General features: G+C 54.4%; 20 protein-coding genes and 2 tRNA genes. 14 read left to right on the top strand and 8 right to left on the bottom strand.

Annotated features, from left to right (window positions below):
• Positions 1–135 precede the first annotated feature (135 nt).
• The 3 genes from WFP70_RS10250 (at position 136) to ypdK (ending at position 3,048) form a co-directional block, all read left to right on the top strand.
• Positions 136–1,737, top strand: coding sequence for an MFS transporter (locus tag WFP70_RS10250; protein WP_337023332.1), 1,602 nt, complete (start codon positions 136–138; stop codon positions 1,735–1,737).
• A 5-nt stretch (positions 1,738–1,742) separates the two neighbouring features.
• A complete protein-coding gene (locus WFP70_RS10245) occupies positions 1,743–2,771 on the top strand; it encodes an HlyD family secretion protein (RefSeq protein WP_337023333.1) in 1,029 nt (342 codons plus the stop codon).
• Positions 2,772–2,973: 202 nt separating this feature from the next.
• Entirely contained in the window at positions 2,974–3,048 is a 75-nt protein-coding gene (gene ypdK, locus WFP70_RS10240) for a membrane protein YpdK (protein ID WP_100701370.1), read from the top strand.
• 40 nt (positions 3,049–3,088) lie between these two features.
• Here the strand turns inward: ypdK and alaC are convergent, their stop codons facing one another.
• On the bottom strand, positions 3,089–4,324 hold the full coding sequence (gene alaC / locus WFP70_RS10235; protein WP_038645618.1) for an alanine transaminase: 1,236 nt from the start codon (positions 4,322–4,324) through the stop codon (positions 3,089–3,091).
• A gap of 118 nt (positions 4,325–4,442) precedes the next feature.
• Positions 4,443–4,967, bottom strand: a complete 525-nt coding sequence (locus tag WFP70_RS10230; RefSeq protein ID WP_097116537.1) for a GNAT family N-acetyltransferase — start codon at positions 4,965–4,967, stop codon at positions 4,443–4,445.
• A 482-nt stretch (positions 4,968–5,449) separates the two neighbouring features.
• On the opposite strand from WFP70_RS10230, the gene WFP70_RS10225 reads away from it, so the two are divergent.
• Together WFP70_RS10225 and WFP70_RS10220 are read left to right on the top strand one after the other, a co-directional pair.
• Positions 5,450–7,141, top strand: coding sequence for a sensor histidine kinase (locus tag WFP70_RS10225; RefSeq protein ID WP_337023374.1), 1,692 nt, complete (start codon positions 5,450–5,452; stop codon positions 7,139–7,141).
• Positions 7,138–7,863: a LytR/AlgR family response regulator transcription factor gene (locus tag WFP70_RS10220; RefSeq protein ID WP_097116535.1), complete on the top strand. Its 726-nt coding sequence runs from the start codon at positions 7,138–7,140 to the stop codon at positions 7,861–7,863. The genes WFP70_RS10225 and WFP70_RS10220 overlap by 4 nt, the downstream gene beginning before the upstream one ends.
• A gap of 33 nt (positions 7,864–7,896) precedes the next feature.
• Here the strand turns inward: WFP70_RS10220 and glk are convergent, their stop codons facing one another.
• Together glk and WFP70_RS10210 are read right to left on the bottom strand one after the other, a co-directional pair.
• Positions 7,897–8,862 (bottom strand): glucokinase, encoded by a 966-nt coding sequence (gene glk, locus WFP70_RS10215; RefSeq protein ID WP_160869928.1) that lies wholly within the window; start codon positions 8,860–8,862, stop codon positions 7,897–7,899.
• Between the two features lie 301 nt (positions 8,863–9,163).
• The gene (locus WFP70_RS10210) at positions 9,164–10,819 is read right to left on the bottom strand and encodes an alpha-keto acid decarboxylase family protein (protein WP_337023334.1); all 1,656 of its coding nucleotides are present in this window, start codon (positions 10,817–10,819) and stop codon (positions 9,164–9,166) included.
• Positions 10,820–11,032: 213 nt separating this feature from the next.
• Here WFP70_RS10210 and mgrA point away from each other — a divergent pair, with 213 nt between their 5' ends.
• Together mgrA and WFP70_RS10200 are read left to right on the top strand one after the other, a co-directional pair.
• On the top strand, positions 11,033–12,025 hold the full coding sequence (gene mgrA, locus WFP70_RS10205; protein ID WP_337023335.1) for an L-glyceraldehyde 3-phosphate reductase: 993 nt from the start codon (positions 11,033–11,035) through the stop codon (positions 12,023–12,025).
• Between the two features lie 159 nt (positions 12,026–12,184).
• The gene (locus tag WFP70_RS10200; protein ID WP_182056558.1) at positions 12,185–12,532 is read left to right on the top strand and encodes a DUF2502 domain-containing protein; all 348 of its coding nucleotides are present in this window, start codon (positions 12,185–12,187) and stop codon (positions 12,530–12,532) included.
• A 60-nt stretch (positions 12,533–12,592) separates the two neighbouring features.
• Here WFP70_RS10200 and WFP70_RS10195 read toward each other — a convergent pair whose 3' ends face one another.
• Positions 12,593–13,834: an Nramp family divalent metal transporter gene (locus WFP70_RS10195; RefSeq protein ID WP_034825925.1), complete on the bottom strand. Its 1,242-nt coding sequence runs from the start codon at positions 13,832–13,834 to the stop codon at positions 12,593–12,595.
• A 369-nt stretch (positions 13,835–14,203) separates the two neighbouring features.
• Here WFP70_RS10195 and WFP70_RS10190 point away from each other — a divergent pair, with 369 nt between their 5' ends.
• From WFP70_RS10190 to WFP70_RS10170, 5 genes are all read left to right on the top strand, one after another.
• Positions 14,204–15,394: a NupC/NupG family nucleoside CNT transporter gene (locus tag WFP70_RS10190; protein WP_034825912.1), complete on the top strand. Its 1,191-nt coding sequence runs from the start codon at positions 14,204–14,206 to the stop codon at positions 15,392–15,394.
• 192 nt (positions 15,395–15,586) lie between these two features.
• Positions 15,587–16,675 (top strand): LLM class flavin-dependent oxidoreductase, encoded by a 1,089-nt coding sequence (locus WFP70_RS10185; protein ID WP_337023336.1) that lies wholly within the window; start codon positions 15,587–15,589, stop codon positions 16,673–16,675.
• Positions 16,675–17,658: an ABC transporter substrate-binding protein gene (locus WFP70_RS10180; protein ID WP_337023337.1), complete on the top strand. Its 984-nt coding sequence runs from the start codon at positions 16,675–16,677 to the stop codon at positions 17,656–17,658. Before WFP70_RS10185 ends, WFP70_RS10180 begins: the two co-directional genes overlap by 1 nt.
• The gene (locus WFP70_RS10175; protein WP_337023338.1) at positions 17,655–18,245 is read left to right on the top strand and encodes a cysteine dioxygenase; all 591 of its coding nucleotides are present in this window, start codon (positions 17,655–17,657) and stop codon (positions 18,243–18,245) included. The genes WFP70_RS10180 and WFP70_RS10175 overlap by 4 nt, the downstream gene beginning before the upstream one ends.
• Positions 18,238–19,854: a rhodanese homology domain-containing protein gene (locus WFP70_RS10170; RefSeq protein WP_337023339.1), complete on the top strand. Its 1,617-nt coding sequence runs from the start codon at positions 18,238–18,240 to the stop codon at positions 19,852–19,854. Before WFP70_RS10175 ends, WFP70_RS10170 begins: the two co-directional genes overlap by 8 nt.
• A gap of 394 nt (positions 19,855–20,248) precedes the next feature.
• Here the strand turns inward: WFP70_RS10170 and WFP70_RS10165 are convergent.
• Positions 20,249–20,324, bottom strand: a tRNA-Ala gene (locus tag WFP70_RS10165).
• A gap of 40 nt (positions 20,325–20,364) precedes the next feature.
• A tRNA-Ala gene (locus WFP70_RS10160) sits at positions 20,365–20,440 on the bottom strand.
• A 343-nt stretch (positions 20,441–20,783) separates the two neighbouring features.
• On the opposite strand from WFP70_RS10160, the gene WFP70_RS10155 reads away from it, so the two are divergent.
• Entirely contained in the window at positions 20,784–21,569 is a 786-nt protein-coding gene (locus WFP70_RS10155) for a formate/nitrite transporter family protein (RefSeq protein ID WP_160869730.1), read from the top strand.
• Between the two features lie 114 nt (positions 21,570–21,683).
• Complete coding sequence (locus WFP70_RS10150; RefSeq protein WP_337023340.1) at positions 21,684–22,037, top strand: YfeC-like transcriptional regulator; 354 nt, start codon at positions 21,684–21,686, stop codon at positions 22,035–22,037.
• An 84-nt stretch (positions 22,038–22,121) separates the two neighbouring features.
• On the opposite strand, the gene gltX is transcribed toward WFP70_RS10150, so the two are convergent.
• The gene (gene gltX / locus WFP70_RS10145) at positions 22,122–23,543 is read right to left on the bottom strand and encodes a glutamate--tRNA ligase (RefSeq protein WP_337023341.1); all 1,422 of its coding nucleotides are present in this window, start codon (positions 23,541–23,543) and stop codon (positions 22,122–22,124) included.
• Between the last annotated feature and the right edge of the window lie 186 nt (positions 23,544–23,729).

Genomic DNA, 23,729 nt, shown 5'->3' with positions numbered 1-23,729 from the left:
GGCCTGCCCTACTTTAGCGCGAATGACCGCACTTTTACACCCTGTATCACATTGCAATACATCATACCGAGATGTAAGATGCGACATGTATCACATCGCAATACACTGCATCAATAATAAAACGAGACACCTGTTATGAACGCCCAGCCTGTTGCGGCTCCGGCTCCCCATCCGTTTACCCTGCGCCTGGCGCTGGGATTGGTTGGCGTGCTGATTGCTGCGCTCACCTCCGGATTAAATGACCGCGTGACGGATATTGCGTTGGCGGACATCCGTGCCGCCATCAGCATTAGCTACGATCAAGGCAGCTGGATCATTTCCGCTTATCAGGCGGCAGAAGTGGCCGCGATGATGATCGCGCCGTGGTTTGCCGTGACCTTTTCCCTGCGTCGTTTTGCTCTGGCGGTTTCCGCTGGCTTTATGCTGTGCGGTTTGCTGCTGCCTTTAATGCCGAACGCCACGCTGTTTATTGCGCTGCGCGTGATTCAGGGTCTGTTTGGCGGTGCATTGCCACCGTTACTGATGACCGTGGCACTGCGTTTTCTGCCGCCGCCGATCAAACTTTATGGCCTTGGTGCCTACGCGCTAACCGCCACCTTTGGTCCCAATCTCGCCGCCACACTCGCCGCTTTCTGGACCGATGAAGTGAGCTGGATGTTCGTGTTTTGGCAAGTTATCCCGTCAATGCTGATCGCCATGCTGTTGATTGGCTGGGGCTTACCTCAAGACCCGCTGCGCTTCGAGCGTTTTAAGCAGATAGACCTGTTCGGCATGCTGACTGGTTGCTCAGGCATGGCGCTGCTGATTCTGGCGCTGACGCAAGGGGAACGCCTTGACTGGCTCAGTTCACCGCTGTTTGCGGCGCTATTATTGAGCGCGCTGGCATTGCTGACTGTGTTCTTTATTAATGAATGGTTTCACCCGTTGCCGCTGTTCAAATTGCAGATGCTGCGCCGTCACAATCTCGCACACGGTTTGCTGGCGCTGGCGGGCGTATTGATTCTGTCGCTTTCCGGATCCGCACTGCCCTCGGCCTATCTTGGCCAGGTAGAAGGTTTTCGCACACTGCAATTCGCGCCGCTGGCGTTAACCATCGGCTTGCCGCAATTACTGATCGCCCCACTGGTGGCAGCACTGCTCAATATCCGCTGGATTGATTGCCGCTGGATGCTAACTGCTGGCGTGACGCTGCTGGTGATCTCCTGCCTGATGGGCATGAACATTACCAGTGACTGGGCGCGACAGAATTTCTGGGTCATCCAAATTTTGCAGGCTTTCGGTCAACCGATGGTGATTCTGCCGGTGTTGATGAGCGCCACCAGCGTGGTTGCGCCACCGGAAGGCCCATTTGCCTCCGCGATGTTCAATACGGTGCGCGGTTTCTCCAGCATTGCCGCCAGCACCCTGGTGGAATGGTTTATCAGCCACCGGGAACAGTTTCACTCCAGCGTGCTGGTGGGCAATGCCGCCAGTCGCCCCTGGCTGATGACCGCGCCCAGCATCGCCCAATCCAGCAGCAGCTTTCCTTTATTACCGGATGGCAGCGCCAGTAGCGCAGAGAACCTGAGCGGTTTCGCGACCCTGCTGAAGCATCAGGCGATGGTGCTCAGCCTGAGTGACTGCTACCAAATGCTGATTGGTTTCGCCGCCCTGCTTTTACTACTGACTGCCTGGTTGCCAAAACGTGTCTGGCCGCCACAAACCCTGATTCAACCTGTTACGACGACGTCGAGATAACTGATATGCAAGCTTTTGCCTTGAAAAGAACGGTGCTGTTGAGTGCCCTATTAATCGTGTTGCTGGCCATGGCCTTTTTTGTCTGGTCATCAATGACCGGCAACGATCATCACACTGATGATGCCTATGTAAATGCGGATTACACCCTGGTGGCGCCGAAAGTGTCCGGCTATATCGCCAGTGTGAATGTGCAGGATAACCAGCGAGTGAAAGCGGGTGAACTGCTAGCCACGCTTGACGATCGCGATTACCGCGTGGCGCTGGAAACGGCGCAGGCGAATTTGCAGGTCAGCGATGCCAAACGCCTGAGCAGCCAGGCTCAACTGGAGCAGCAGCAATCCACCATTGATGAAGCCAAAGCGACCTTAGCGGCGAGCCAGGCGTCTGCGCAATACGCAGGACAGAGTGCGGCGCGTTATAACCAGCTGTATAAAAGCGGCACCATTGCCGCAGATGAGCAGCAGAAAGCCAGTTCAACCCAACGTTCAGCGTCTGCTGCTGTGCGCCAGAGTGAAGCTGCACTGGCTGCATCGATGAAACAGGTTGGTGTGTTACAAGCGGCCGTGCGTCAGGCAGAGGCCGATGTGACAGCAGCGCAGGCCAGCGTGGATCAGGCGAAGTTGAATCTCTCTTATACGCGGATTGTGGCACCGGTAGACGGTATGGTGGGTCAGCGTTCGGTGCGATTGGGCGCTTACGTTAGCGCCGGAACGCGTTTGCTGGCGGTGGTGCCCTTGCAGCAAACCTATATCACCGCCAACTATCTTGAAACTCAGCTGGCCGATGTGCAGCCGGGACAGAGAGCGGTGGTGAGAGTCGATGCGCTGCCTGGCAAGACCTTTACCGGTCATGTTGACAGCATTGCACCGGCGACGGGCGCGACCTTCTCCGCCATTTCACCGGACAATGCCACCGGTAATTACACCAAGGTGGTGCAGCGTTTACCGGTGAAAATTGTGCTGGATGCCAACCAACCCGATTTGGCACAACTGCGTGTGGGCATGTCCGCGATACCGGAAATTGACGCCCGATGAAAATGTGAGCAATCTCTCAGAACTGGCCTATTTATTTTCGGATCGATTGCGCGTAAATTAGCGCTCGATCCTGTTCTGAGTTCGCTTGGAACCACCTGAGAAGAAAGCGTGCAGCGATTATGAACTTCACCTTTCTCTTATTCTGTTCGGGTTACGCTGGAGTGGGATCACCAGCATGGTAACCGCTCAGAGGAGTCGTTTTGTGAGATATGCTTTGATGGGAGTTTCTTTCTTCCTGTTAATCTGGGTAGGCACCTTCGTGCTGATGCTCAAATAAATCCTGCCAGGCGGGGCGACCAAAGTCGCCCTTCTTAGTTTTACTCTTCTTCTTCCAGCGCTTTTACCGTTCCCGGCAAAATACCATCCGCACGGAACATGGCTTTGATGCCACGTACCGCCTGACGAATACGATCGCTATTTTCAATCAGGGCAAATCGCACATGGGTGTCACCGTAGTCACCAAAGCCGATGCCCGGTGAGACGCACACTTTGGCTTCCTGCAGCAGCAGTTTGGCAAACTCCAGCGAACCGAGATGCGCATAGTGATCGGGAATTTTCGCCCAGACGTACATTGAGGCTTTTGGCAGATCGACCATCCAGCCCGCTTCATGCAGCCCTTTCACCAGCACATCGCGACGGCGTTTATACTGCTCGGCGATATCACGCACGCATTGCTGATCACCTTCGAGTGCGGCAATCGCCGCGACCTGCAGCGGGGTGAAGGTGCCGTAATCGTGGTAGCTTTTGATACGCGCCAGCGCGGATACCAATTCTTTGTTACCCACCATAAAGCCGATACGCCAGCCTGCCATGTTGTAGCTTTTCGACAGCGTAAAGAATTCCACCGCTACGTCGCGCGCACCCGGCACCTGCATGATCGACGGCGCTTTCCAGCCATCATAGGTGATGTCGGCGTAAGCCAGATCGTGGATGACCAGCACGTTGTACTGTTTCGCCAGCGCAATTACACGTTCGAAGAAGTCGAGTTCGACGCACTGTGAAGTGGGATTCGAAGGGAAGCCGAGGATCATCATCTTCGGTTTCGGATAACTTTCGCGGATAGCGCGTTCCAACTCGTTGAAGAAGTCTACGCCCGCCACCAGCGGCACGGAACGCACTTGCGCACCGGCAATCACTGCGCCGTAAATATGAATCGGGTAGCTCGGATTGGGCACCAGGACAGTGTCGCCATGATCGAGCGTCGCCAGCATCAGGTGCGCCAGCCCTTCTTTGGAACCGATGGTGACAATGGCTTCTGATTCGGGATCGATCTCTACCTGATAGCGATCTGCGTACCAGCGCGAGATGGCGCGACGCAGGCGAGGAATACCTTTCGAGGTGGAGTAACCGTGCGTATCTTCGCGTTGCGCTACCTGACAGAGTTTTTCCACGATGTGTGGCGGCGTGGGTCCATCCGGGTTCCCCATTGAGAAATCGATGATGTCTTCGCCGCGCCGACGCGCAGCCATCTTCAATTCAGCGGTGATGTTAAATACATACGGGGGAAGGCGTTCAATACGCGAGAAACGACGGGGTGTGCTGTTATCAGCCATGATGTCCTCTGGTTTACGTAGGCGCCCGGACCGTCCGAGCGACGCTGGTCACTGCGGTGACCGAGGTAAGAACATAACGCGCTGATAACAGAATTGTCGAGAGCAACAGAATATTTTTTTAATGTTGCGGATTTAGGCGACCCAACACCCAATCGTTTACCCATTGGTCGTTTAGCAGATAATTATCCCGAAGGGTGCCCTCAAGTGTGAAACCATTCTTTTCCAGAATGCGTCGGGACGGCCAATTCCCCTCTATGACCAGCGCTTTGAGTTTATGAAATTCTGCCTGTAGCAAGAAGTCGCACAGTGCCTTGAGCGCTTCACTGCCATAGCCGTTTCCGGTGAAGCGATGGCAGAGCATGTAGCCGACCTCGGCCTGTCGATAAGGTTGCCATTCGGCACTGCATCCAAACAGGCCGATAGGTTCATTGGTTTCGCGCAGGCGTGCCACCAGGCACAGCATGTGGAAGCTGGTGACTTGCCAGGGCGCGAGGCGTTCGGTGAAGCGCTGGCGTATGTCGTTTTCGTCAGGGATTTCACTGACCCAGGTCATGGTGCCGGGATCTTCGTGTACGGCTTTGAAGATTTGCCAGTCTTCGGGTTGTAAGCGTGTCAGGGACAAGCGAGGGGTAAGAAGTTGCATTGCTGCGCTCCGCGAAATAACTCATGGCAACATAGCAAACCGCGTGATTTACAACCAGCGTTCTGCGTAGGGATAACTAATCCTCTTTTTATTACTCAAGTTTTCCTCTTTTTGGGGAGTGTGGGGGATTTTAGGAGTTGGGAGTTGAGTTGAGTTGAGTTGAGTTGAATTGAGTTGATAGTCGCTGTTGGTTGGGTGCCAGGGCCAGAATGGGCCAGCCCGATCGCAAAGACAACACGCATCCCTGCAGATCGGCTGGGCCATCCATGGCCCAGACGCTTTGCTCTTCGGGCTGGCCCGTTCTGGCCTTGAGCTGAATGCGTTGCTGTTTTAAAACACCAGTGAGAATTTGGCCGGAAAATTGATCTAAACCATGAGAAGCGTTTTGCGGGTGTCGCGGCGCTGGCAGATCTTGATCACATTTTTTATCATACCCTCACCCAGGTTCACTCCGAGAGATGCCCTTGCCTTCCCACTTCGACATGCTGCTGGCGGTATTTGACCGCGCTGCGCTGATGCTGATTTGTCTGTTCTTCCTTACCCGCACGCGGGTATTCCGTCAGCTGCTGCAAAAAGATGAGCATTCGATTAAAGAGAAAGTGGTGGTGACGGCGATTTTCTCGCTGTTTGCACTGTTCAGTACCTGGTCGGGCATTAACGTCGATGGCTCGCTGCTGAACGTGCGGGTGATTGCGGTGATGTCCGGCGGCATTCTTTTTGGCCCGTGGGTTGGTATCGCTACCGGGGTGATCGCGGGCATCCATCGTTATCTGATCGATATGGATGGCGTCACGGCCGTACCTTGCCTGATTACCAGTATCATTGCCGGTGTCGCTTCTGGCGTCATTAATCGCCGCGTGAGCAAAGAGCAGCACTGGCGCGCCGGTATTCTTGGCGGCATGCTGTGCGAAACCCTCACCATGTTGCTGATTGTGCTGTGGGCTCGACCGATGGCGCTGGGCTTTTCGATTGTTTCTGAGATCGCTTTACCGATGATTCTCGGTGCATCAAGCATTGGCTTGATTGTGCTGTTAGTGCAGAGCGTGGAAGGAGAAAAGGAGGCGATCGCGGCGCGCCAGGCCAAGCTGGCACTGGAGATAGCCAATAAAACGTTGCCGCTGTTTCGTCAGGTGAATAGCAAATCGTTGCGTCAGGTGTGCGATATCATTCGCAGCGATATTCATGCCGATGCCGTAGCCATCACCAATACTCAGCAGATTCTCGCCTATGTTGGTTACGGTGAGCATAACTATCACAACGGGGATGATGGCATCAGCCCTACCACGGCGCAGTCGATCGCGAGCGGCAAAATCATTATCAAGAATAATGATGAGGCGCATCGCACCAAAGATATTCACTCGATGCTGGTTATTCCCCTTTGGGAAAAAGGGGAAGTGACGGGCACGCTAAAAATCTATTATCGCCGTGCACATCGCATTACCGGATCGCTAAAAGAGATGGCTATTGGTTTGTCGCAAATAATCTCCACCCAGCTGGAGGTATCTCGCGCGGAGCAGTTACGAGAGATGGCGAACAAAGCGGAACTGCGTGCGTTGCAGAGCAAAATTAACCCGCACTTCCTGTTTAACGCGCTGAATGCTATCTCCTCTTCCATTCGTCTCAATCCAGATACGGCACGTCAGTTGGTGATCAATCTTTCGCGCTATTTACGCTACAACCTTGAGCTGAACGATGACGAGCTGATCGATATTAAAAAAGAGCTGTGGCAGGTGAAGGATTACATCGCGATTGAACAGGCGCGCTTTGGCGATAAGCTGTCGATGATTTATGACATTGATGAAGATCTGCACTTCACGCTGCCAAGTTTGCTGATTCAGCCTCTGGTGGAAAATGCCATTGTGCACGGTATTCAGCCCTGCCGTGGCAAAGGGGTGGTGACATTGAGTGTGAAAGACCTCGGTGATTATGTGCGCGTTGCGGTGCGCGATACGGGCGCGGGTATCAGTGAAGAGGTCATTGGCCGGGTGGCACGCGATGAGATGCCGGGTAACAAAATCGGGCTGCTTAATGTGCATCATCGGGTGAAACTGCTTTCCGGTCAGGGTCTGAGCATCACGCGTCATCATCCGGGAACGGAAATCGCCTTCACTCTGAGCAAAAACGGTCAGCGTCTGGCTGCACCGTTGAGCCATATCACGGAACCCAGCGCGTGAAAGCCATTATCGTCGAAGACGAGTTTCTTGCTCAGCAAGAGTTGAGCTGGATGATCCAGCAGCACAGTCAGATCACTATCGAAGCCTGTTTTGATGATGGGCTGGAAGTGCTGAAGTATCTGCAAAACCATCGCGTCGATGTCATTTTTCTCGACATTAATATTCCTTCGCTGGATGGCATGCTGCTGGCCCAAAACATTAACCAATTTGCGCATAAGCCGTTGATAGTGTTTATCACCGCATGGAAAGAGCATGCGGTGGATGCGTTTGAACTGGATGCGTTTGACTACATCCTTAAGCCCTATCATGAGTCGCGTATTATCACCATGCTGAACAAGCTGGAGGCCAGTGCACAGCAGCACCTCGCACAGCCATCCACTCAGCAAAGCGCGCCGCAAACCGTTAATCTGGTGAAAGATGAGCGCATTATCGTGACAGATATCAACGATATCTATTATGTTGAAGCGCACGAAAAACTGACGTTTGTTTATACCCGCCGCGAAGCGTATGTGATGTCGATGGCGATCAGTGAATTTTGCAGTCGCCTGCCGGAACCGCTCTTTTTCCGCTGTCATCGATCGTACTGCGTCAATCTCAGTAAAATTCGTGAGATTGAGCCGTGGTTTAACAATACCTATCTGGTGAAGTTACGCGATTTGGATGCGCAAGTGCCGGTGAGCCGCAGCAAGGTGAAGGCGTTTCGCCAGTTGATGAGGTTGTAAAGCGAGCAGCAGGACGCTGCTCGCCGGAACAGATTACAGCACGCGACCCAGCGTTTGGCGCAAATGTGCACCCGCGCCCAGCAGGCCTGGCTGATCGTGCGTGATCATATACACCGGGATATCGACCAGATAATCACGGAAGCGGCCTTTATCTTCAAACGCGGCGCGGAAGCCGGAGGCTTTAAAGAAGTCGAGGAAGCGCGGCACGATTCCCCCCGCAATGTACACGCCACCAAAGGTGCCGAGATTGAGTGCCAGGTTGCCACCGAAACGCCCCATGATCACGCAAAACAGCGACAGCGCGCGACGACAATCAATGCAGCTATCTTTTAATGCACGCTCGGTGACATCTTTCGGCTTGAGGTTTTCAGGCTCACGGCTATCAGATTTGACGATGGCGCGATAGAGATTCACCAGACCGGATCCTGACAGCACGCGCTCCGCCGACACGTGACCCAGTTCCGCACGCAGCACTTCGAGAATTTCACCCTCTTCTTCGCTGTTCGGGGCGAAGTCAACGTGACCGCCCTCGCCCGGCAGGCTGATCCAGCGCTTATCCACGTGCACCAGATGGCTCACGCCCAATCCGGTGCCGGCACCGTAAATGGCAATCGGCTTGCCTTCTACCGGCGCTTTGCCGCCAAACTGAATCACTTGATCGTCGGTCAGCATCGGGATGGCCATCGACACGGCGGTGAAATCATTGATGATTTCCAGGCTGTCGAATGCCAGGTGTTCTTTCATCTCGCGCGTTGAGAATGCCCAATCGTGATTGGTCATCTCCACCCAATCACCGGTGATAGGACAGGCAATTGCGATACAGGCATGCTTAATGTCCAGCTTTTGTTCGTCGAGATAAGCACGAATCACCGCTTCGAGATTGTCGTAGTCTGATGTTGAGAATGTTTTGGCCTGGGAGATGGCACCGGTTTCCACCTCACACAGGGCGAGACGGGCGTTGGTACCGCCCACATCGCCGACCAGGGCGTATTTTGTCATTCTTCTGCTGCTCCGCTTGGGTCATAAACAATTGCAGGACACTATATAAGAGCCTGCCAATAAAACAATAACGCCCACCAGCACGATGGGCGTAAACACTTCGGGTGCGTGGCACAGCCTGACAATCCGCGGCTTCACTGTATAGAGGCAACTTTCCGAAACTGCGGGCTTATCACGTCAGGCGTTATCGACGCAGCCTCACAGGAAACGGACGATGCGGAGAAACCGAAGCGTAACGAGTGTACGTGAGGATTTCAGGCACCGCCTGGTCTAAAACAACAAAGCCTAAGCCGGAAAGTGGCTAGCCGCCGTTGCGCTGGTGAAGAGCTGCAGTGACTTTACGCAACAGCGGCGGCAGATCTTGTTTTTCCATCACCACTTCCACCAGCGTCAGGCGACGCTGACGCATTAATTGCTCCATCACCGCCGTTAACTGCACCGTTTCGCTCACTCGCCAGCTTTGTGCCGCACACTCTACGCTCATCGCATGTGGCAGCGCAGTCCAGTTCCATTGTGCGATGTCGTTGTAACGCTGTTCAGCGCCGTGAATCGCCCGCTCAACCGTGTAACCGTCGTTATTGATCAGGAAGATAATCGGCTGTTGCCCGTCACGCTGCATTGAACCCAGCTCCTGGATCGTCAGCTGCGCTGAACCGTCACCGATAATCAAAATGACGCGTCGGTCAGGTTGTGCCGTTTGTGCACCAAAGGTCGCCGGTAGAGTATAGCCAATCGAGCCCCATAGCGGTTGCACCAGCAATTCTGCGCCCGGTGGTAAACGCAGCGCGGCGGCACCAAAGGCGGCCGTGCCCTGATCGGCCAGGATGATATCACCCGGCAGCAGGAAGCGCTGCATCGCCTGCCAGAATGTGTGCTGACTGATTACCGCATCATCGTTTTGCTCAATTTCTTCGCAAGATGCAGTGTCGGCCAGTGCCCAATGTACGCAGTGGCGTTGATAAACGGGCAATAATGCGGCGAGGGCTTGCGCCATGCTAAGCGGCGCAAAGCATTCTTCGCCCACCGTGGCGTGAAACGGTTGCAGGTCGATAACGCGCTCTGCGGGTAACTGCTGGGTGAAACCGGCGGTCAGGGTATCGGTAAACCGCACGCCGACGCACAGCGTGACATCCGTCTCTTCAATGGCCCGGCGCACCGCATCGCTGCTGCCTTCGGCAGCGTAGGTACCCACATAGCCGGGCTGCTGTTCATCGAGCACGCCTTTGCCCATCAGTAATGTAGCGGCGGGAATGGCGCGTAGTTGGCGGAGTGCAAACAGCGGCGATTGCAATTGCCAACGCGAAGCGAGGAAATCGGCCAGTAACGCCACGCGCTGTGCAGGAGCCAGTAAGCGTTCAGCGGCGGCAGCAAAAGCTGTCGCAACGGCGGTCTCCTGATGGACAGGCGCAACGGGCTGAGCATCAGGCACCGTAATCTCCGTCGCCGCGACATCCACCGCCAGCAGCAGATAGCCGGGCCGGTGCTGGTTAAGCGCTTCCGATATCACACGGTCAATTTCTTCAACCGCATTATCCGCAGTCAGCACCGCGCTGGCGGTACTTACCTCTTGTGCCATGCGCAGGAAATGATGGAAGTCGCCGTCCCCCAGTGAATGATGTACACAGTCACCTTGCTGCTGCGCACGACTGGCTGGCGCGCCAACAATATGAATCACCGGGACATATTCGGCATAGCTGCCCGCAATCCCATTAATCGCACTCAGTTCACCCACGCCAAACGTGGTGAGCAGTGCAGCAGCACCGTTGCAACGACCGTAGCCATCCGCCGCGTAGGCGGCATTGAGTTCATTGGCGCAACCGACCCAGGCAATCTCAGGATGAGCGATAACGCTGTCGAGAAATTGCAGATTGTAATCACCCGGCACACCGAACAGATGACGGATGCCAGCTTGCTGTAAACGGTGCAGTAAATAGTCGCCAACGTTGAGGGTTTTCATCGACAGCTCCTTCTTAAGGGGATGATCGAAGTATCAGCGATGTGGCTGAATTGGCGAGATTTTCACCATCAGCGCATGGTGATTTGTGGCAAGCAATCGTTACGACGACAGAAAATTCTGTAAGTTGCGATCTTCGGCGCGTTTCGGCTTAGTGTAAACGCATACACTGCTATGCTGATGTCACTTTCTCCCCTTTTGAGACAGGAACGCTGCATGTCTGTATTTCCTCATCCCGACCGCTATCAACAGATGCAATATCGTCGCAGTGGCCGTACTGGCCTGAAATTACCGGCCATTTCGCTGGGTTTATGGCACAACTTTGGCGACAGCACGCGCGTCGATAATAGCCGTGAATTACTGCGCCACGCCTTTGATCGCGGCATCACGCACTTCGACCTTGCCAACAACTACGGCCCCCCGCCGGGTTCTGCGGAGTCCAATTTTGGTCGCATTCTGCGCGAAGATTTTGCCGGGCTGCGCGATGAGCTGGTGATCTCCACCAAAGCCGGATACACCATGTGGGACGGCCCTTACGGCGACTGGGGTTCGCGCAAGTATCTGATTTCCAGTCTGGATCAGAGCCTGAAACGCATGGGGCTGGAGTATGTCGATATCTTTTATCATCACCGTCCCGATCCGGAAACGCCGCTGGAAGAGACCATGCGCGCACTGGATCAGGTGGTGCGTCAGGGCAAAGCGCTGTATGCCGCCATTTCCAATTACCCGGCAGATAAAGCAGCCGAAGCGATTGCCATTCTGCGCGATCTGGGCACGCCTTGCCTGATTCATCAGCCGAAATACTCCATGTTCGAACGTGCACCGGAAGAGCAAGGTCTACTGGATGTGCTGGGTGATAATGGCGTCGGCTGCATCGCCTTCTCTCCGCTAGCGGGTGGTGTGCTGACCGATCGCTATCTGCAAGGCATCCCTGAGGACTCCCGTGCCGCCAGCGGCAGTAAATTCCTTAATGAGAGCCAGTTGACGCAAGAGAAGATGGAAAAAGTGCGTAAGCTGCAGGCGATCGCCCAACAGCGTGGGCAGAAGCTGGCGCAAATGGCGCTGAGCTGGGTGCTGCGTGATGCACGCGTGACTTCGGTGCTGATTGGTGCAAGTAAAACTGCGCAAATTGATGATGCCGTTAAGATGCTAAGCCAGCCCGAGCTGACAACTGAAGAGATCGAAGCGATTCATAACATATTAGTGTAAACGCTTACCTACCCGGCTCAGGCCGGGTATTTTCCGCAGCAGAAAATTCTCAATTCAGATTTCCCGCAACGTTTTCAGACTCACTCTCAAGGCAACACTGGACCGATGTGGCACACTAGCGCAACGGTGGCAGTGATAAGCCACTGAAAAGGAGAAGTTATGAAACGTGCAATTTTGTTTGCCGCCTTGCTGGCAACACTTTCACCCCTGGCGATGCACACAGCAGAAGCCAACAGCGCCACCCTTACATTGGCTCCGGGTGTCACGCTGCATCTCGGCGATCGCGACCGTCGAGGTTACTATTGGGATGGCGGCCGCTGGCGTGAGCCGCGCTGGTGGAATGATCGTTATCGCTACAGCGATCACCGCTGGTGGCGTCATGAAGAGTGGCGTCGCCATCAGGCTTACGAACGTGAGCGTGAACGCCGCTGGCATGAGCGGGAACGCCGTGAGCATTGGCGCCATGACCATCGTCATGATGACAGGCATGATCACCACCACCATTAATACAAAAATCCCGGCCTGATAGCCGGGATTTTCTTTTTTTCGTCATGACCAGCCGAAGCGTTACCAGCCGAGCGCCTCACCGACCAACAGATAGAGATTCAATGCCACCACCAGCACCACTATCAGGCGTCCGGCGTTTTGCATCAGGCGCGAATTGACCATCTCATCGCCCATCAACTCGCGGTTGCCGGTAAAGGCCAACAGCGGGATCAATGCCAGTGCGATACCGAAACTCAACAGTACCTGGCTCATCACCAGAATGCGCGTTGGATCCCATCCGGCCCAGATCACGATAAAGGAAGGCAGCATGGTGATGGTGCGACGTAGCCACAGCGGAATATGGAAGCGAATAAAGCCCTGCATCACGACTTGTCCCGCCAGTGTTCCCACCACGGTAGAAGACAAGCCTGCCGCCACCAGACTTAATCCAAACACAATGGCTGCTGCGCGGCCCAACAAAGGTTGCAGCGTCAAATACGCCTGGTCGAGATCCACAATGCTGGTGTGCCCGCTGAAGTGGAAAGCTGCCGCCGCAGTCGCCATCATCGCCAGATTGACAAAGCCGGCAATGGTCATGGCAATCGCCACATCGAGTTTAGTGGACGAGTAGCGATCCGCTTTGCTGCCAATGTTACCGTGTTGCGTCAGTGCCGAGTGCAGGTAAATCACATGCGGCATGATGGTGGCACCCAGCACACCGGCAGCGAGGAACACGGCGTCAGAGGTGGGCAGCGAAGGCAACGCCATACCGGTGACCAATTCACTCACTTTCGGCTGCGAGAAAAACAGCTCAACAATATAGGCAGCGGCGACAAACAACAGCAGGCCGCCAATCACCAACTCCAGCGGCTTCTGCCCCCGGCTTTGCAGCATCAAAATCAGGTAGGTGGCGACGCCGGTGAGCACGGCGCCTTGCAGTAGCGAAATCCCCAGCAATAATTTAAAGCCGAGTGCCGCACCAATAAATTCGGCGAGGTCAGTGGCCATGGCGATGATTTCCGCCTGCACCCAATAGAACCACACTGCCGGGCGTGGAAAGCGATCGCGGATATGCTCGGCAAGGTTTTTACCGGTGGCGATGCCAAGTTTGGCTGACATCAGCTGAATCAGCATCGCCATCACATTGGCCCAGACCACCACCCACAGCAGTTTGTAGCCGTAGGCCGCACCCGCCTGAATGTTGGTGGCAAAGTTACCGGGATCGATATAACCAATTGCCGCGATGAAGGCAGGGCCAAGCAGCGCGAGCTTGATTTTTCTGGCTCCGCGAGCGGCGCGCTCAGCAGTGCGACTTTCTGACATAGTGTGGACCCTGTCCTAACGCTTGTTGACCCATGCAGCTTAACGGGCGCTCAAGGCAAGTGAAATTTGATTATAGTTATCGTAATAATAGATGGTGCTATGAAGTATAGCCATTGCTATACCTTGCGGTAAAGCCAGTTCTTGCCAAAATGTTTGCAACAGGAATCACTCTACTCCCGGGTTATTTTATAGACAATGTTTTTATGGATATTTCTTGTGAAGGCTTTGTGAAGAGGTTGTGAGCGGTGAGACTATTCTTAGAAATTTGTCGATACCGAATACTTATAATGTGGTTTTGATCTCGTTTTTAAGTAACGCGTTACATAGAATACGCAACAAAATACAACCCTCCTCAAATTTGGAGCCGACATGTCCCATATTTTGCACTTTCTTTTGGCATTAGTGGTGGTAGCCGTACTGGCCTTACTGGTCAGTCACGATCGTAAAAGCATCCGTATTCGTTACATCGTACAGCTTCTGGTGATCGAAGTTTTGCTGGCGTGGTTCTTCCTTAACTCTGAAGCGGGCCTCGGCTTCGTCAAAGGGTTTGCGGGTCTGTTTGATCATCTGCTGAAGTATGCTGCCGAAGGGACTAACTTCGTATTCGGCAACATGAACGACAAAGGCCTGGCGTTCTTCTTCCTGAATGTTCTGTGCCCGATCGTGTTTATCTCCGCGCTGATCGGTATTTTGCAGCATTTCCGTATCCTGCCTTGGGTGATCCGCGGCATCGGTACCGTGCTGTCAAAAGTCAACGGTATGGGCAAACTGGAATCCTTCAACGCCGTAAGCTCTCTGATTTTGGGACAGTCAGAAAACTTTATCGCGTATAAAGATATCCTTGGCAAAATGTCACAGCGTCGCATGTACACCATGGCTGCTACGGCAATGTCGACAGTTTCCATGTCCATCGTCGGCGCTTATATGACTATGCTGCAGCCGAAATATGTGGTGGCCGCGCTGGTATTGAACATGTTCAGCACCTTCATTGTGTTGTCACTGATCAACCCTTACCGCGTCGATAGCGAAGAAGATCTGCAGTTGCAGGATCTGCACAAAGGTCAGAGCTTCTTCGAAATGCTGGGCGAATATATCCTTGCCGGTTTCAAAGTGGCGATCATCGTTGCCGCCATGCTGATTGGTTTTATCGCCCTGATTTCTGGCCTGAACGCGCTGTTTGACCTGATCTTCGGCATCAGCTTCCAGGGTGTGCTGGGTTATGTGTTCTACCCGTTTGCGTGGGTGATGGGCGTGCCGTCCAGCGAAGCGCTGCAGGTCGGCAGCATCATGGCAACCAAACTGGTTTCTAACGAATTCGTGGCGATGATGGATCTGCAGAAGATTGCTGGTCAGCTGTCACCGCACGCGGAAGGTATCCTGTCTGTGTTCCTCGTCTCCTTCGCTAACTTCTCTTCCATCGGGATTGTGGCGGGTGCGATTAAGGGCTTGAACGAAGAACAGGGCAACGTGGTTTCTCGCTTCGGCCTGAAATTGCTGTACGGTTCAACCCTGGTGAGCGTGCTCTCTGCCGCTATCGCCGGTCTGGTTCTGGCCTTCTGATGTTCAGGGCGAGCTGCGGCTCGCCCTTCTCTTCTTAATTATGCCTTTCTGTTCTATCTTGCATTTCACCCCTTTTATCCCCGTCATTCGCCGCTTCCCCGCCTGACGCAAAACCTTTTCACAATATTGAATTTCCGTCCCGGTTGCCTGCGCCCGTAGCTTTTCTCCATAACGTCACATCTGGAGAATCGTATGAGCATTCAATTTCTTGGCATGATTGGCCACCGCCTGGCTTCCGAAATCATTCCCGCCAGCGGTCCGCTGTTCGATAAAGATTACATCGCGCGTTTCGCCCGCGCCCATGAAGAAGCGGGATTTGATCGCATTCTGGTGGGCTATTGGTCCGATCAACCCGACGGCTTTCTGGTGACCGCACATGCTGCGGCACACACCTCAACACTAAAATTCCTGCTGGCACACCGTCCGGGCTTTGTCGCACCGACACTGGCCGCACGCAAGCTGGCAACGTTGGATCAACTGACCGGTGGTCGGCTGGCCGTGCATATCATCAGCGGCGGTAGCGATGTCGAGCAGCGTCGTGATGGTGACTTCCTGAATAAAGCCGAACGCTATGCGCGCAGCGATGAGTTTCTTGCCGTGCTGAAGCAGAGTCTGGAATCCAGCCAGCCTTATGATCACAAGGGACATTTTTACCAGGCTGAGCAGGCGTTTTCCGCCATCAAACCTGCGCAGAAAAAGCTGCCGATATACTTTGGTGGATCGTCTCAGGAAGCGATTGATGTCGCTGCGCGCCATGCCGATGTCTTTGCCCTGTGGGGCGAACCGCTGAAAGGTGCGGAAGAGACGGTGCGCAATGTGCGAGCCGCTGCGGCTCAGCACGGGCGTGAGATTGATTTCAATATCTCGTTCCGTCCAATTATCGGGAAAACCGAGAAAGAGGCCTGGGAACGTGCCGAGCATATCCGTGAACTGGCCGAGAAGCAGTTGCAAGAGACCGGCTTCGCCTTTGGTAAACCCAAGCCGCAAAGTGTTGGCGCTCAGCGTTTGCTGGCTGCCGCCAACGAAGGCGATCGTCTGGACAAAGTGTTATGGACCGGCGTGGCGAAACTGGTACAGGGTGGCTACAACTCCACCGCACTGGTAGGCACCGCCGATCAGGTTTCCGATGCGCTGCTGGATTACTATCGCCTGGGAATTCACAGTGTGCTGATTCGCGGCTTCGATCCGCTGAATGATGCGGTGGAATATGGCGAGGAGCTGATTCCGCTGACGCGTGAGAAAGTCGCGGCGCTAAACGCCGCTAACAAAAGGAGCGCCTGATGCGGCTGGCAACTCTCTTTACCGGCGTTGCGCTGGCGCTCTCCACGCTCATTCCGCTGTTCGCTGCTGATAAAGTCACACTGCGCCTGGGCGATGTTAAGGGGGATCGTTTTGCCGCGTTAAAAGCGTCAGGTGAACTTAATAATCTGCCCTACGATCTGAAACTCACCGCCTTTGATTCGGGTGCACCGGTGCAGGAAGCATTAAATGCCGGTGCACTGGATGTCGGCTTTACCGGTGATCTGCCATTCCTGTTTGTGTTTGCGGCTGGCGCGCCGGTCAAAGCGGTTGGCGCATGGCAAAACAATCCTGACAGTATCGCGCTGCTGACGCGTCCAGATGCCGGGATTCACCGTTTGCAGGATTTGAAAGGCAAGCAGATCGCGGTGAATCGTGGCGGCTGGGGCCACTATCTGCTGCTTGGCTTGCTAGAGCGTGCGGGATTAAAACCAGACGATGTCACGCTGCGATTCCTTGGACCTGTTGATGGCCGAGCCGCCTTGACCTCCGGCGCCGTATCCGCGTGGGCGCCGTGGGAGCCGTATATCGCCACCTCCACCGCCGTCGATGGTACGGTGCGCGTCGCTGACGGCGGTGGCAAAGGCATTATGTCGGGCTATTCGTATGCGCTGGCGCGTGATGAAGCGATCAATGATGCAGGTAAACGTAAAGCCATTGCCGATCTGCTGGCGCGCCTGGCTAAGGCACAAATCTGGGCGCAGCAACATCCGCAGGAGTTCGCCAGCGTGCTGGGTAAAACACTCAATATGCCCACTAACATTACCAGCAGCTGGATAGCCGATGCGCGCATTCGACCGCTGGTGTTTGATGCCAGCCTGATCCCCACCCTGCAAAAATCGGCTGAATTCTTCCATCGCTATCAGGTGCTGCCGAAAGCGATCGATGTCAGTAAAGCCTTTGATTTTAGTTTGTCGGCTCAGGCCAATCAGGTCGCTAAAAGCGCGCCGGGAGATAAATCATGAGTGCCTATCAGCATCATCGTTTACGCGACTTTGTCGGTAATCTGGCTACGTTGCTCGACCAGAATCCCGATGAAGCCACTGTTTTGCAACAGGGCAGCGCCTGGCTGGGCGAGCTGATCCAACATGACGACTGGCTGGACGAGGCTTACTCTCAGCCGCATCCCGAACACTATCAACAATATCTGCTGTACGCCGATGCCCGGCAGCGCTTTTCAGTTGTGAGCTTCGTGTGGGGGCCTGGCCAGCAAACCCCGATTCACGACCATCGCGTATGGGGATTAATTGGCATGCTGCGCGGTGCGGAGATATCGCAATCCTGGCAGCCCGGGCCGAACGGCCTGCAGCCAGAAGGTGCGCCGATACGGCTTGATCCCGGCAACGTCGAAGCCGTCTCTCCCACCGTGGGGGATATTCATCGCGTCAGCAATGCCTATGACGATCGCGTGTCAATCAGCATCCACGTGTATGGCGCCAACATTGGCGCGGTCAAACGCGCGGTGTATCGCGAAGACGGCAGTGAAAAACAGTTTATCTCCGGTTACAGCAACCGTTACTTACCGAACATTTGGGATCTATCACATGAGTAAACCCGTTTTCCCTTTCCGCCAGGCGGCGGACATTCTTGAGGCTCTGCGTCAGCAGCAGGAAGTGGCGATTGTTGATGTGCGCGACGAAGCACTGTTTGCCACCGGCCATCCGCTGTTTGCGGTGAATATCCCGCTCTCCAAACTGGAGCTGGAGCTATTGGACCGCATTCCACAATCCACAACAGCCATCACTTTATATGATAACGGCGAGGGTCTGGCACAGGCAGCAGCAGAGCGTATTGCCGCGCTGGGCTACAGCAATGTGGCGCTGTTAAAAGAGGATTTAACGGGTTGGCAGGCAGCCGGCGGGGAGCTGTTTATTGACGTGAATTCACCGAGCAAAGCCTTTGGTGAACTGGTTGAACATCACAATCACACCCCTTCCCTGTCAGCTGATGAAGTGCACAGCTTAATCAACAGCGACGCCAATGTGGTAGTGCTGGATGCGCGCCGCTTTGATGAATACCAGACCATGAGCATTCCAGGCGCTACCAGCGTGCCGGGCGGTGAGCTGGTGTTGCGCGTGCGCGATATCGCGCCATCACCGGAAACCACGGTGATCGTGAACTGTGCGGGCCGCACGCGCAGCATCATCGGCACCCAGTCGCTGGTTAATGCCGGTATCCGTAATCCAGTGTTTGCGCTGCGCAACGGCACGATTGGCTGGACGCTGGCAGGCCACGATCTGGATAAAGGTCAGTCACGCCGTTACGGTGATGCCAGTGAAACCGCACAGCGCCAGGCGGCGAGTCACGCACGAGGCATTGCCGATCGCGCTGGCGTAGAACGTATTCCACTGGCAACGCTCAAGCGCTGGCAGCAGGAACCGCGCACCACTTACCTGTTTGATGTGCGCGACGCTGACGAGTATGCGGCGGGTCATCTGCCCGGCAGTCGTCATGTTCCAGGCGGACAGCTGGTGCAGGAAACTGACCATTACGCCAGCGTGCGTGGCGCGCGGATTGTACTGATTGATGACGATGGTGTACGCGCCAATATGACCGCCTCCTGGCTGGCGCAGCTTGGCTGGCAGGTCTCGGTGCTGGAAGAGCTGCAGGCCAGTGATTTCAGTGCCACCGGTGCCTGGAAAGCGCAGGTTCCTGCGGTTGCGCAGCCCGAGTTTATTTCTCCGCAGCAACTGGCGGAGTGGCTGGAAGAAGGTCAGACCCAGGTACTGGACTTCACCACGCGCGCCAATCACCTCAACAGCCATATTCCAGGCGCGGGCTGGCTGCTACGTTCAACGCTGCAAAAAGAGGGCAAATCCGCACTGCCAGCGGCACGACGTTATGTTCTGACCTGTGGCAGCAGCCTGCTGGCCGGATATGCGGTTGAACAGGTGGCAGAACTCACCGGCAAGCCGGTGTTTGTACTGGAGGGCGGCAATGCAGCCTGGCGCGCAGCGCAACTGCCCACCGAGCAAGGCGACCAACAGTTGCTGTCTCCGGCGATTGATCGCTATCGTCGTCCGTATGAAGGCACCGATATCGCACCTGCTGTGATGCAGGCATATCTCGATTGGGAATACGGTCTGGTGGCGCAGTTGGATCGTGATGGCACGCACGGCTTCCGCGTGTTGCCTGCACAAGAACAAGCCGCAACCGCTTAATTCTTAGCGCCATGAATTGCGCCGCGACCAGATTGTGCATAATTTCAGTGCACACTAAGCTCTGGCGGCACGATTTATGGCGCACTCTGATGCAGTGCTGAATGCTGAACGGATTTAATCATCTCAGCGCGTGAGAAGCTGCTGCGGTGCGATTCATTGCGCCCCTAATGAGCAGCTGGTGCTGAATGGGTGAGATCATCTCAGCGCACAGGAAGAAGCACGCGCGATTTACGGCGCAATTCGTCGAGAAACTTGATATCAAAAGATGGGCGCATTTCAGAACGCTGGGAGTTGTCGTCACACGAATAATGACGCCATTCTGCATACGAAATGAGCAATTATGAATTCAGTCAGTGTTAGATTGTGATGCTATTGTTCAGGACGAACAGAGATTTGGTGGAGATAAGCGGGATCGAACCGCTGACCTCTTGCATGCCATGCAAGCGCTCTCCCAGCTGAGCTATACCCCCACATCTGGAAATCTTTTTCAGTGCATCGTTAAAAACGATTTGGTGGAGATAAGCGGGATCGAACCGCTGACCTCTTGCATGCCATGCAAGCGCTCTCCCAGCTGAGCTATACCCCCAGCACCGAAAAACAGCCGATTTAACTCGACGGACGGCATCATATGAAACCGCTCCCTGAGTGTCAACGCCAAATTCTCGTTCTGTGTTCAATCGCTGAAAAAGGCGGCAACGCCCTACCGTAATGGCTTTTTTTCAACGCAACTGTGCATTCCGTTAACGTATTTTCGCATTTAACACCCTGCAACCGAGGTTAAATCAGGGTTAAAGATGTTAGGAATAATCTTGTGTTCGTTACGGGTAAGTGTAAAACTTAGCGCGCTAATTAACCGGTCAACCTTCCAGGGTATATCACTCTTTGACCGGCCAGCATTTTCCCCTTGTTCAATAAAAGAAAAGTGAAATATGTCGCTGCATACACCGAAAGAGATCGCCCAACTGGCGATTCAAGCGGGCGTGGCTAAAAGCCGTTTGCCTGTTTCCACCTTATTGATCCTTGGTTTTATGGCCGGTGCCTTTATTGCCACTGGTTTTCTTTTGGATCTGCATGTTATCAACCAACTGCCTGCTGAATGGGGCTCCTTTGGCGGCTTCCTCGGCGCGGCGGTGTTCCCGGTTGGCCTGATTCTAACCGTTCTGGCCGGTGGTGAACTGTTGACCGGCAACATGATGACCTTGCCGATCGCGTGGTTCGCCCGCCGCATTAGCGGTTTTAGCGTGCTGCGCAACTGGTTCTGGGTCACCATTGCCAACTTTATTGGCAGCATCGCGGTCGCCTGGTTCTTTGGTCATATGCTCGGTATGACCGAAGGCGATTATCTGAAAAAGACCGTGGCAATTGCGCATGCCAAAGTGAATGCGGATTTCCTGCACGCCTTCATTTCCGGCATTGGTTGCAACTGGCTGGTGTGTCTGGCGGTGTGGTTAGCTTTCGCCAGTAAAGATATGGTCGGCAAAATCTTTGGCATGTGGTTCCCGGTGATGGCCTTCGTGGCCATTGGCTTCCAGCACGTGGTAGCCAACATGTTTATTGTGCCCGCCGCGATTTTTGCCGGACAAATGAGCTGGGCAGACTTTGCGCCAAACGTGATTGCCGTCTTCCTCGGCAACGGCGTGGGCGGTGCAATATTTGTTGGTCTCACCTATTTCCTTGCTTTCCGTCCTGCACAAGCTGAAACCAGCGAAGCTTAATATCCGATTTATGCCTTTTGTCATCAGACAAGAGGCATTTTCCTGCCTGATTACTTTTCCCCGTTACGTTTTGTTGTAATATGTACAGCTAATGTATTTAACAGGGACAGCATCGTGAAAAAGGAATGGCTCACCCCCGAGGAGCTCGCGCTGGAAACGGGCTACAGTCGGCAAACGGTGAATAAATGGATCAAACGCGAAAACTGGACAACCACGCCCAAGCCCGGTGTACAGGGTGGTAAGGCGCGATTGATTCATATTGATGAGCGTGTAAAAAGCTTTGTTCAGTCTACCCGCCACGCGACCGAGCCGACGGCCAATTACGGTGCTCAACAAAATACGTTACCTGCGTTATTAATTAATTCTGTCCAGCAAATGACGACCGCTGAGCAAGATCAACTGGCTGCATTGCTGCTGCGCGAAGGGATAAGTGGCGTGCTGGAACGGCTAGGAATTAAAGAAGATTAAAAAAAGCCGGGCGCATCATGCACCCGGCTTTTTTAATGCCCGCGATAAGTGAAGCGGCAACGTTACAGGCTGCCGCTAACTCAATTAAGCCTGGGCTTCACGCTCAGCAATGAAGGCCAGCGCTTTTTCGATACGGGCTACGCTGCGGCTGCGGCCAATCGCTTCGACCGTCACATCCAGTGCCGGAGACTGGCCTGCACCGGTGACCGCCACGCGCAGTGGCATGCCCACTTTGCCCATACCCAATTCCAGCGCATCAGCAGCACCCTGAATCGCATTGTGCACATTCTCGGCATTCCACTCGCTGTCGCTCAGCGCAGCCAGTTTGTCACGCACCACTTCCAGCGGCTGACGCGCAACAGGGCGCAGATGTTTCTTCGCCGCGTCAGCATCAAAGGCTTCAAACTCTTCATAGAAGTAACGACAAGAGGCCGCGATCTCGACCAGCGTTTTGCAACGCTCACCCAGCAGCGTCACCAGCTTCGCCAGTTCCGGACCGGTGCGGGTATCGATATTCTGTTGCTCGATGTGCCACTGCAGCTGCGTTGCCACGTATTCTGGCGGCAGCGTATTAATGTAGTGATGGTTCAGCCACTGCAGTTTTTCGGTGTTAAACGCACTGGCAGACTTGCTCACGGCATCCAGAGTAAACAGCTCGGCCATCTCTGCCACGCTGAAAATCTCCTGATCGCCATGTGACCAGCCCAGACGCACCAGATAGTTGAGCAGCGCTTCCGGCAGATAACCGTCATCACGGTACTGCATCACACCCACCGCGCCATGACGTTTCGACAGCTTTTTACTGTCATCACCCAGGATCATGGAGACGTGCGCGTAAGTTGGCACTTCTGCACCAATCGCTTTAAGGATGTTGATCTGGCGTGGCGTGTTGTTGATGTGGTCTTCACCACGGATCACGTGAGTGATGCCCATATCCCAGTCATCCACCACCACACAGAAATTGTAGGTCGGTGAACCATCGGTACGACGGATGATCAGATCATCCAGCTCCTGGTTGCTGAATTCAATCGGGCCACGGATCTGGTCATCGAAAATCACCGAACCCTCTTGTGGGTTACGGAAACGCACCACGCAAGGCTCATCCGTCGCATGATGTTCATGGCTATCACGGCAACGGCCGTCATAACGTGGCTTCTCGCCTTTCGCCATCTGCTCTTCACGCAGCGCTTCTAAACGCTCTTTAGAGCAGTAGCATTTATAAGCCGTACCTGCTTCTACCATCTCATCGATGACCGCGTTGTAACGATCAAAGCGCTTCGTCTGATAGTACGGGCCTTCATCCCACTGCAGGTTGAGCCAGTTCATGCCATCCATGATGGCTTCAATGGCTTCCGGCGTTGAACGTTCCAGATCGGTATCTTCGATACGCAGAACGAATTCGCCATTGTTATGGCGAGCATAAAGCCAGGAATAAAGAGCAGTACGGGCACCGCCCACATGCAGGTAGCCCGTTGGGCTGGGTGCGAAGCGAGTTTTGATTTTCATTCAGCATTGCCTTAGATGCGCAGGTTTCTTTGTCTGGATGACAAAAAAACGGGTTAACGCGAAAAAACAGTGCGCATATTCTAGCAGGTGGGACGCTTTCCTCAATGACTCTCGCGGCGGCATCACAGATTGAAGTGCGTTTTTCTGCTAATAAAACCAGCACATTGGCTAAAAGCGCGGCATGCT

Origin of the sequence: Pantoea sp. USMM079, from assembly GCF_037153115.1 — a bacterium.
GTDB classification, from domain to species: Bacteria; Pseudomonadota; Gammaproteobacteria; order Enterobacterales; family Enterobacteriaceae; genus Pantoea; species Pantoea communis.
Note: the sequence above shows the minus strand (reverse complement) of the source record. Positions and strands in the feature narration are given on the sequence as shown.